The following is a 7,047-nucleotide window of genomic DNA, read 5'->3' as shown; positions in this document are numbered from 1 at the left end:
ATGAGCGGCTCGAGCCGATCCAGCGGGTTCATGAGTGCTTCCTGGGCCGCTGGGCATTGAGGTGGTCACGCAGCTGTTCGATCATTTCGGTCTGCGTGCTCAGTGGCAGCAACGGCACGCCGAGCTTCTGCGCCAGGCGCTGCCAGCGTGCCTGACGCGCTTCGCCCTGAGCGCGGTAGGCCTGGCGCAGGTCGGCGTTGTGGGTATCGAGTTCAAGCTGCGCGCCACGTTCGGCAAAGCGCAGCAGGCCGGCGGCGGGCAGGGCATGGTCGAGCGGGTCGGACAGTGGCAGCAGCAGCAGGTCGGTGTGCCGCGCCAGCAGGATCAGTTGCTGCTCGCTGCTGTCGCCGAGGGTGCGTTCGTCGCACAGGACAATCACCAGGCTGCCAGGGCGCAGCACTTCACGGGCCCGGCGCAGGGCCAGGCCAAAGCTGTCGCGGTTGGCCTGGGCGTCGCTGGACAGCGCCTGGTTGGCGCGCGCCAGGCGGTTGAGCAGTTGCAGCAGGCTTTGCTTGCTGCGCCGTGGACGAATTTCGTGGTGTTCCTGGTCGCCGAATACCAGGCCGCCGATGCGGTCGTTGTGGCCCAGGGCGGCCCAGCCGATAAGGCTGGCGGCCTGCGCGGCGAGTACCGATTTGAACATCAGGCCTGAGCCGAAAAACAACCGCTGACTCTGTTCCACGAGGATGTAGATCGGTCGCTCACGTTCTTCATGGAACAGCTTGGTGTGCGGCTCTTGGGTGCGTGCGGTGACGCGCCAATCGATGGTGCGCACGTCGTCGCCGGCCTGATAAACCCGCACCTGATCGAAATCCACGCCGCGGCCGCGCAATTTGGAGTGGTGCAGGCCGATCAGCGGGCTGCGCCGTGCTGGCGTGGAGAACAGTTGCACCTCGCGCACACGGTGACGCATCTCGATCAGTTCGGCGAGATTGACGCGTACACCGGGTTGCGTGGGAAGTACGTGCATGGGCGTCAGGCGACGGCGACCACGTCGAGAATCCGCTGCACCACCCGGTCCTGGTCGATACCGGCGGCTTCCGCCTCGAACGACAGGATGATGCGGTGGCGCAGCACGTCGAAGAGCACCGCCTGGATGTCTTCCGGGCTGACGAAATCACGTCCGGCCAACCAGGCGTGCGCCCGCGAGCAGCGGTCCAGGGCAATCGAGCCACGCGGGCTGGCGCCATAGGCGATCCACTCGGCCAGCTCCGGGTCGAACTTGCCCGGCGTGCGCGAAGCCATCACCAGTTGCACCAGGTATTCCTCCACGGCATCGGCCATGTACAGGCCGAGAATTTCCTTGCGCGCGGCGAAGATCGCCTGCTGGCTGACCCGGTGCTCGGGCTTGGATTCGCCATTGAGCGCCTCGCCACGGGCCTGGGCGAGAATCTTGCGTTCCACGTTGGCATCCGGGAAGCCGATTTTCACGTGCATCAGAAAACGGTCGAGCTGCGCTTCGGGCAGCGGGTAGGTGCCTTCCTGCTCGATCGGGTTCTGGGTGGCCATCACCAGAAACAGCGGCGACAGGTCGTAGGTGCTGCGGCCAACGCTGACCTGGCGTTCGGCCATGGCTTCGAGCAGGGCCGACTGCACCTTGGCCGGGGCGCGGTTGATCTCGTCGGCTAGCACCAGGTTGTGGAAGATCGGTCCCTGTTGAAACACGAAGCTGCCGGTTTCCGGACGATAGATTTCGGTGCCGGTGATGTCGGCGGGCAGCAGGTCGGGGGTGAACTGGATGCGGTGAAACTCGGCCTCGATGCCTTCGGCCAGCTCCTTGATTGCCTTGGTCTTGGCCAGGCCGGGAGCGCCCTCGACCAGCATGTGGCCGTCGGCGAGCAGCGCGATCAGCAGCCGTTCGATGAGTTTTTCCTGGCCGAGAATCTGGCTTGAAAGAAAGTGTCGCAGCGCAATCAGCGCTTCACGGTGTTCCATCGTTGGCTATTCCTGGCGGGCTTGGCGTGTCGGGACGGGCTGGCTCCACAGCCGCGGGACACTTTAATGCATAAGGGGAAGGCCAGGCTATGCGCGGGGTAGCATTCTCGCCAGCCGCCCGGTGGCCGGCGATGTGTCCTGAAAAGCCGCGATCAGCCGGTTTGCCATTGGCGGAGCAGTTGCAGGTGGGTCTGCTGCGCCGACTCCTGCAACACCGGCGCCAGGCGCAGCGTTTCGCCGCTCAGGCATTGCGCGAGGCGGGCCACTGCGTGCGGCGTCAAGGCGCCGAGGCGCGGGTAGCCGCCGATGGTCTGGCGATCATTGAGCAAGATGATCGGTTGGCCATCCGGCGGCACCTGCACCGCCCCGAGCGGGATACCTTCCGACACCATGGCGGCGCCCTGGCAGTGCAACTGCGGGCCGAGCAGGCGTACGCCCATGCGGTCGGCCCGCGAGTCGATGGTCCAGTCACTGTTGAATACATCGAACAGGCTCTGCCCGCTGAAGCTGCCGATCTGCGCGCCCAGGATCAAGTCCAGACGCGGCGACGGGCTGAACAGCGGAATCGATGCCGCGGCCATGACGCGTGGCGCGGCCCGCGTGCCGGCCCAGCTCAGTTGGTCGCCGGCGGCCAGTGGCTTGCCGTTACCGTGCAGGCCGCCGAGTTCTTCGCGGGCGATGCTGGCGCAGCTGCCGAGCACCTTCGGGGCGTCGAAACCGCCAGGCGCGGCCAGGTAGGCGCGTGCGCCCTGCCGCGGTTGCGCGAAATTCAGCCGTTGTCCCTGGCGGACGTTGAAGCTGCGCCAGGGCGCCAGCGCTTCGCCATCCAGCGTGGCGCCGAGGTCGGCACCGGCCAGCGCCAGGCAGGCGTCCTGTTCGCAGAGCAGGTTGAGATTACCCAGGGTGATTTCCACCACGGCGGCGCCCAGGTCGTTGCCCAGCAGCCAGTTGGCCCACGACATGGAAATCCAGTCCAGGGCGCCGCTCTGGGTCACGCCCAGGTGGCGAACGCCAAAGCGGCCGGCATCCTGCACCTGAATAAATGGTGTGCTGCGCTCCACCCGCAAGCCGCCACGGTTCGCTGTGCGGTTCATGGCGTCATCTCCAGCGGGCTGTCGTCGCCGCCGAGGCGGATGAATTCGGCGTGATCGATGGCGGCGAAGCGTACGCGGTCGCCTGGTTGCAGCAGGCTGTAGCCGTCGATGCTGCGGTCGAAGAGTTTGCTCGGGCACCGTCCAAGCAGGTTCCAACCGCCAGGCGAGACCACTGGGTAGACCGCAGTCTGCCGTTCGGCAATGCCCACGCTGCCAGGGGCGATGCGTTTGCGTGGGGTGCTCAGGCGCGGCGCGGCCAGGGCTTCTTCGACCAGGCCCATGAAGGCGAAGCCCGGGGCGAAACCGAGGGCGAATACCTGGTACTGGTGGCTGCTGTGGCGGCGAATCACCTCGGCTTCGCTGAGGCCGCTGCGTTGTGCCAGCAGCGGCAGTTCGGGACCGACGCGGCGGTCGTACCAGGTCGGCAGGACGTGGCAGCGGCCGCCACTGTTGTCGGCCGGTTGCAGGTCGCGGAACGCCTCGGCGATCAATGCGCTGACCTGCGGCGCGCTGATGCGTTGCAGGTCGTAGTGCAGCAGCAGGGTGGTGTAGGACGGCACCAGGTCGATCAGCGCGGCACCGAAGCTGGTGCGCAGGCGCTGGCTGGCGGCCAGCATCCAGGGCATGTTGCTTTCGTCGATGTGCTCGAACAGACGCAGGATCAGGCTGTCGATCCCGGCGACTTCCAGGCGCGGAACGGGGCGCGTGGTCATGCCTGACCCAATGCGGCGAAGGCGCTGCGGATGTGCCGCACCGCGGCGACCGAGCTGGCGTTGTCGCCATGCACGCACAGCGTATGGGCGTGCAAAGGCAGGACGCTGCCGTCGCTGGCGATCAAGGCGTCGCCCTTGGCCAGGGTGATGGCCTGGTTGACGATCACTTCGCTGTCATGGTGCACCGCGCCTGGCTGGCTGCGCGCCACCAGAAAGCCGGCGGCGTCGTAGGCGCGGTCGGCGAAGGCCTCGAACCATAGGGCGATGCCGAACTCGTCGCCGATGGCCTGGGCCTGACTGTTGTCGCGGGTGCTCATCAGCATCACCGGCAGGCGTGTGTCGTAGCTGGCCACGGCGCGCATCACCGCCCGCAGAATTTGCGGCTTGCGCATCATGTCCTGGTACAGCGCGCCATGCGGTTTGACGTAGCTGACCTGGCTGCCGTGGCTGCGGCACATCGCTTCGAGGGCGCCGATCTGGTAGAGCAGCAGGTCTTCGACCTCCTGCGGGGTGCAGTCCATCGAGCGTCGGCCGAAACCGACCAGGTCCGGGTAGGCCGGGTGCGCGCCGATGCGCACGCCATGCTCGACCGCCAGGGCAACCGTCTTGCGCATGGTGCTGGGATCGGAGGCATGGAAGCCGCAGGCGATGTTGGCGCAATCGATGTAGGGCATGACCTCGGCATCCAGTCCCATGGTCCAGGCGCCGAAGCTTTCGCCGATATCGCAGTTCAGGAGCAGGCTGTTCACGCAGGTATTCCTCTGGGCGGGGCGCCTTGGCTGCGTCGGTTAAACGCAGGTTGGCGACAGCTGTGGAGCGGTCACTGCACAGGCAAGGTGCGCAACATGACCCGTGCTGCATTCTTGAACGGGCCACCGGGCGCGTCCAACTAATAAAAATGTGCGCCGGAGATAGGAAAAGTCGATGGCTGCCACGGTGTGATGTCGCCATCGCGGTCAACCGCCTTGGCGCAGCGGCAGCCGGTGCCTGGGTGCTGGCGGGCATAAGGTTTGCCGATCAGCGCGCAGTTTTTCTGGTTGGACAAGCCCAGCCTCGCCGCGGAAAGTCATCGAGATTCTACGCCCCTCGCATTGCGCACCTGAAACGTCGAGATCTGGAGATGGCTGCGCTATGCGTGCAGTTGGTCGGTATGCGGGCCGTGGCCGATGTATCCGTTAACTGTTGAACGCAGATTCGCTAGGGTGGGTTAGTGGCGCCGAGGATTGGGTCGTGGCGGCTTTCCATTCGGTGGCGGCGCAGGAGTTGCTCGACGACTACGACTATCGCGCCTGACAGGCCTGCCGCCGGCCAGGCGGCAGGCGTTATTCAGCTGACCTGGAATTGCCGGGCGCTGCGGCTCAAGGCCTCGACCTGGACGGACAAACCATGGGTGTGTTGATCCAGCGTTACGCGTAGGCCTTTGGTTTCGCCGGTGTGCAGGTTGATGTCCTCCATCTTGCCGGCGATGTCCTCGGTGGTGCTGGAAATTTCTTCGATGGCCACGACCACCTGATTCATCTCGCCGCTGAGCTGCTCCATCGAGCGGGTGATCTCATCGATGGTTTCCGCCACCTGGCTGGAATGTCGCTCGCTTTCCGCGGCCAGGGACAGGCCGCTGGTCATCAGCTCGTTCATGCGCTGCGTCTGTTGTTTGAACTCGCCGACGATGCCGGCGATATCGGTGGTGGCGGCAACGGTTTTCAGGGCCAGCGAGCGCACCTCGTCGGCCACCACCGAGAAACCCCGCCCTGCATCGCCGGCACGCGCGGCTTCGATGGCGGCATTCAAGGCGAGCAGGTTGGTCTGGTCCGCCAGGCTGTTGATCACATCGATGATCCCGGCCACCTTGCTGCTGGATTGGCTGAGCAGGGCGACCTGGGCGTGGGTTGCCTGGATCAACTGCGCCAGCCGGCGCATGCTCGCGACGCTGGCGTCGATGATCGTGCTGCCCATGCGTGCCGAGTCGTAGGCCGTGTGGGTGGCGTTGCCGACGTCGGAGGTGCGCTGCGCCATCTCGTTGATGGTCGCCGAAATTTGCTGGGATGCCGAAGCGGCCTGCTCGGTCTGTATTTCCACTTGGCTGCTGTTATCGCCGAGGCGGCGCATCGATTCGCTCAGGTAACGGTGCAGCTCGGTCAGTTCGCGGTTGGCGTCGATCACCTGGCGAACGATCCGGCTGATACCTTCGATCATCCGGTTGGACGCCTCGGCCAACTGATTGAACTCGTCTTTCGGGTTGCGCCCGATTGTCAGGGTGCCGGTGAGGTTGCCGGAGGCGACCTGGCTGAGGATCTGGGTGACATTGTTCAGTTGCGCCATCAGGGTGCGCGAGGCCTGGCTCAGGGTCAGCAGCAGAAATAGCGCGACGCCGGTAAAGCTCAGTCCCATTATCCAGTTCGACGAGCGACTGGCCTGCTGCGCTTGCCGCGCGGTGCTGGCGAGGATGCCGTCCTGCAGCATGACGTTCTGCTCATCGATGCGCTGTTCGATCTGCTGCCCCAGGCTGGCGATCCGCTGCTCGGCCTCGCGGATCTTTAGGATCAGCGCGTGTGCCTGGCTGAAGGCCGCGCTGAAACTGCTGACCGCCTGGCCGATCTGGTTCTCCTGCCAGTCCAGCTCCTCGATCTTGGCCTGCATGTCGTCGATGGCGCTCTGGGTCTGGTCCGCGTAGCCGCTATCGAAGGTCGACAGGTAGTCGCGCTGGTTGCGCAAGGCCGCGGCAATGAAGGGCTGGATCAGTCCGATGTTGATCGGCTCCAGACTCTGCGCGCTTGTCGAGAGGGTCTGGCGCATGCCCTCGAAGGGGGGCAGGCCGAGTTGCTGGCTGAGCTCCAGCCAGTCTCTTTGCAAGGCGGTCTCGGTCAGGAGCAACTCTTCAATCTGTCGGGCGCTCTGGCTGATCGATGCATCGCCAAGCCCTTGTGCCTGGACAACGAACTGTTTCGCGAGTTGTTCGAGCGCGCTCAAGCGTTGCTGGAAGTTGTCCTGGGTTGCGGGGCTGAGCGCTTGGCGTTGGGCTCCCAGTTTCAACCAGTCGTTCATCAGTGAGATGGAGGCGCTGGCATAGCCTTTGGCATCCTCGCGGGCTTGTAGCGAAGCGCTCAGTTGCAGGCTTGCCCAAAACGACGAGGCCGCCATCAGTGCCAGGCTCAGCAGGGTGATGCCGATCAGTAGGCGGAACTTCTGTTTCCAGGATAGGAAGAACTGCATGGTAACTCCTCACCACCTTCAGGGTTTGAGCCACAGGCATCGGCAGGTTGTCGTACAACTTGAATCGATCGCCCGAATCCTGCTCTTGAGCGACC

General features: G+C 64.9%; 6 protein-coding genes. All 6 read right to left on the bottom strand.

Annotated features, from left to right (window positions below; all coding sequences use genetic code 11):
- Window positions 1–28: 28 nt before the first annotated feature.
- The gene (locus B3M58_RS04365; RefSeq protein WP_296217350.1) at window positions 29–970 is read right to left on the bottom strand and encodes a DUF58 domain-containing protein; all 942 of its coding nucleotides are present in this window, start codon (window positions 968–970) and stop codon (window positions 29–31) included.
- 5 nt (window positions 971–975) lie between these two features.
- Window positions 976–1,935: an AAA family ATPase gene (locus B3M58_RS04360; RefSeq protein ID WP_296217349.1), complete on the bottom strand. Its 960-nt coding sequence runs from the start codon at window positions 1,933–1,935 to the stop codon at window positions 976–978.
- Window positions 1,936–2,087: 152 nt separating this feature from the next.
- Window positions 2,088–3,029, bottom strand: coding sequence for a biotin-dependent carboxyltransferase family protein (locus tag B3M58_RS04355; RefSeq protein ID WP_296217348.1), 942 nt, complete (start codon window positions 3,027–3,029; stop codon window positions 2,088–2,090).
- Window positions 3,026–3,742, bottom strand: a complete 717-nt coding sequence (locus tag B3M58_RS04350) for a 5-oxoprolinase subunit B family protein (protein WP_296217347.1) — start codon at window positions 3,740–3,742, stop codon at window positions 3,026–3,028. Before B3M58_RS04350 ends, B3M58_RS04355 begins: the two co-directional genes overlap by 4 nt.
- Window positions 3,739–4,491: a 5-oxoprolinase subunit PxpA gene (locus B3M58_RS04345; protein WP_296217346.1), complete on the bottom strand. Its 753-nt coding sequence runs from the start codon at window positions 4,489–4,491 to the stop codon at window positions 3,739–3,741. The genes B3M58_RS04350 and B3M58_RS04345 overlap by 4 nt, the downstream gene beginning before the upstream one ends.
- Before the next feature lie 577 nt (window positions 4,492–5,068).
- Complete coding sequence (locus B3M58_RS04340; protein WP_296217345.1) at window positions 5,069–6,952, bottom strand: methyl-accepting chemotaxis protein; 1,884 nt, start codon at window positions 6,950–6,952, stop codon at window positions 5,069–5,071.
- Window positions 6,953–7,047: the final 95 nt, after the last annotated feature.

The organism is Pseudomonas sp. UBA2684 (genome assembly GCA_002354655.1).
Taxonomy (GTDB): Bacteria; Pseudomonadota; Gammaproteobacteria; order Pseudomonadales; family Pseudomonadaceae; genus Aquipseudomonas.
Note: the sequence above shows the minus strand (reverse complement) of the source record. Positions and strands in the feature narration are given on the sequence as shown.